This window comes from Lacihabitans sp. LS3-19, assembly GCF_024343575.1.
Lineage (GTDB): Bacteria > Bacteroidota > Bacteroidia > Cytophagales > Spirosomataceae > Leadbetterella.
Map to the genome: position 1 here is coordinate 1 of NZ_RJUA01000039.1, position 2811 is coordinate 2811.

1 protein-coding gene is annotated in these 2811 nt (G+C 41.3%); it reads right to left on the reverse strand.

Features of this window, described 5'->3' with window-relative positions:
- Positions 1–2811, reverse strand: a 2811-nt coding sequence (locus tag EGI22_RS15080) for a beta strand repeat-containing protein (protein WP_369010874.1), incomplete at both ends; no start/stop codon positions are given.

A 2811-nucleotide genomic window follows, 5' to 3' on the forward strand; every position in this document is an offset into this window, starting at 1 on the left:
TGATGTTCCACAACTTGTTGTACATGTAGCAGTGTAAGTTCCAGCTCCGACTTCTTTCGAAGTGCCTACTCCACCACCAGACCAAGTGATTGTACCTCCTGTACATCCTGTGGCAGTCAAAGTAGCTTTATTTGTACCACAAACTTCTGTTTTATTCGAAGTAATTACTGGTGCTGTTGGTGCTGTTCCTCCAGTTATAGTAACTGAATTAGAATTAACTGATGTTCCACAACTTGTTGTACATGTAGCAGTGTAAGTTCCAGCTCCGACTTCTTTCGAAGTGCCTACTCCACCACCAGACCAAGTGATTGTACCTCCTGTACATCCTGTGGCAGTCAAAGTAGCTTTATTTGTACCACAAACTTCTGTTTTATTCGAAGTAATTACTGGTGCCGTTGGTGCTGTACCTCCAGTTATAGTAACTGAATTAGAATTACCTGATGTTCCACAACTTGTTGTACATGTAGCAGTGTAAGTTCCAGCTCCGACTTCTTTCGAAGTGCCTACTCCACCACCAGACCAAGTGATTGTACCTCCTGTACATCCTGTGGCAGTCAAAGTAGCTTTATTTGTACCACAAACTTCTGTTTTATTCGAAGTAATTACTGGTGCCGTTGGTGCTGTACCTCCAGTTATAGTAACTGAATTAGAATTACCTGATGTTCCACAACTTGTTGTACATGTAGCAGTGTAAGTTCCAGCTCCGACTTCTTTCGAAGTGCCTACTCCACCACCAGACCAAGTGATTGTACCTCCTGTACATCCTGTGGCAGTCAAAGTAGCTTTATTTGTACCACAAACTTCTGTTTTATTCGAAGTAATTACTGGTGCCGTTGGTGCTGTACCTCCAGTTATAGTAACTGAATTAGAATTACCTGATGTTCCACAACTTGTTGTACATGTAGCAGTGTAAGTTCCAGCTCCGACTTCTTTCGAAGTGCCTACTCCACCACCAGACCAAGTGATTGTACCTCCTGTACATCCTGTGGCAGTCAAAGTAGCTTTATTTGTACCACAAACTTCTGTTTTATTCGAAGTAATTACTGGTGCCGTTGGTGCTGTACCTCCAGTTATAGTAACTGAATTAGAATTACCTGATGTTCCACAACTTGTTGTACATGTAGCAGTGTAAGTTCCAGCTCCGACTTCTTTCGAAGTGCCTACTCCACCACCTGACCAAGTTATTGTACCTCCTGTACAACCTGTGGTAGTCAATGTAGCTTTATCAGTTCCACAAACTTCTGTTTTATTCGAAGTAATGACTGGTGCTGTTGGTGCTGTTCCTCCAGTAATTGTAACTGAATTAGAATTTCCTGATGTTCCACAACTAGTTGTACATGTTGCAGTATAAGTTCCAGCTCCAACTTCTTTGGTTGTTCCTACTCCACCACCTGACCATGTGATTGTACCTCCTGTACATCCTGTTGCAGTCAAAGTAGCTTTATCTGTTCCACAAACCGAAGTTTTATTTGAGGTAATTACTGGTGCAACTGGGGCTGCCTCACCAGATATTGTCACAGTATTAGAGGCACCTGATGTACCACAATTTGTTGTACAAGTAGCAGTATAAGTTCCAGCTAAAACTTCTTTTGTAGTTCCTACTCCGCCGCCTGACCAATTAATTGTGCCTCCAGAACAGCCCGTTGCTGTCAAAGTAGCTTTATCTGTTCCACAAATTGAAGCTTTATTTGAAGAAATTACTGGTGCAGCTGGAATTATTCCATTCTCAATTTTTATAATATTTGAGCTTGCACTGATACCACATGAACTTTTACATTTTGCAGTATAAGTTCCAATTCCTACAAATATCACTTCACCTGTAGCACCATTACTCCATTCAATTGTACTAGCACAACCAACTGCTACTAATCTAGCTTTTATAGTATCACAAACCGTTACTTTGTCAGTTGTAATTAAAGGAGCATTTGGTACACCTCCATTTACTATTTTCACAATATTACTATTGTCACTTTCACCACATTCGTTCTTGCAGATAGCGGCATAATCACCAGCAGTAGATATCTTAATAATAGCACCTGTTTGCGTATTAGACCAAACTACAGTTCCTGTACAATTTTGTGCAGTCAATGTAATTTCATCGCCACTACAAATTTCAGTTTTACTAGCTGATATTACTGGAACTGTTGGCAAGGCCTTAGTTCCGATTGTAATTGTATTTGAATTACCCGAAGTTCCACACGATGTAGTACAAGTTGCAGTATATGTTCCTGCTCCTACTTCTTTCGATGTTCCTACTCCACCACCTGACCAAGTGATTGTTCCACCTGTACAACCTGTTGCTGTCAATGTTGCTTTTTCTGTTCCACAAACTTCCGTCTTATTAGATGCTATTACTGGTGCGGTTGGTACTGCTCCTGTATTGATAGTTATCGTATTTGACACTGGCGATGTTCCACATGAAGTAGTACATGTTGCGGTATATGTTCCGGCTCCCACTTCTTTCGAAGTACCTGTTCCTAATGTTCCTGACCAGGTAATTGTTCCATCTGAACAACCTGTTGCTGTCAAGGTAGCTTTGTCTGTTCCACAAATCTCTGTCTTGTTAGCAGCTATCACTGGTGCTATTGGTGCTGGCTTACTTCCGATTGTATTTGTATTTGAATTAACCGAAGTTCCACACGATGTAGTACAAGTTGCAGTATATGTTCCTGCTCCTACTTCTTTCGATGTTCCTACTCCACCACCTGACCAAGTGATTGTTCCACCTGTACAACCTGTTGCTGTCAATGTTGCTTTTTCTGTTCCACAAACTTCCGTCTTATTAGATGCTATTACTGGTGCGGTTGGTAC